This window comes from Vibrio sp. 378 (assembly GCF_033339435.1).
On record NZ_JAWOUO010000473.1, the window covers coordinates 1 to 745 of the forward strand.

The window sequence follows — 745 nt, forward strand, 5'->3', positions numbered from 1 at the left end:
AAAATGACGCGGTGACGTATCGTACCAGTAAGAGTAGCCGGTGATGTCAACATCACACACACGATCGATTCGACCTTTGATCAAGTTCGCACGCTCAAAAGCCGTATCCAACAATTGGCTGCGACCAAGTGCCAATTTGAGCACATCAATCGCCAGATCTAGGCTGTCAGTTAAACGAACCAATTCGCGCTTAATGGATTCAGACTGCATCGCTTCTCGCCAGTTGCCACGAAAACCCGGCTCACCCAGAACGATGCGCATATCCATCGCACTGTGAAGTAGTTTATCCCCAACTTTTTGCAGCTGACGCATGTCCTTTGCTTCGGTGCGATACGCGATTTCAATGTCTTTGGCGAGGTCATGAATTTGGCGACTCGATACCGATTGCCCGAAATATTCACTGGCAATGTCTGGTAGCTGATGAGCTTCGTCGAAAATAAAGACATCGGCTTCTGGGATCAACTCACCAAAACCTGTCTCTTTGATGGCTAAATCCGCGAGAAACAAGTGATGGTTCACCACGACGATGTCAGAATCCATTGCACGTTTACGAGCTTTCAAGACAAAACAATCGGCATAACTGGGACACTCTTTCCCCAAACAGTTATCGTTTGTCGAGGTAATCGTTGGGATGATCATGCTGTCTTCAGGCAAATCTTCACAATCACCTAAGTCACCGGTTTTTGTCTCTGAGGACCAAGACCTCACCTTCACCAATTGAGTCAACAATGTTGGGTCGGATTCG

Annotated in this window: 1 protein-coding gene; it reads right to left on the reverse strand. The window is 47.4% G+C overall.

What is annotated here, in order from left to right; translation table 11 throughout:
* On the reverse strand, positions 1-745 hold a 745-nt coding region (locus R7Q48_RS27005), incomplete at both ends, for an ATP-dependent DNA helicase (protein ID WP_318133324.1).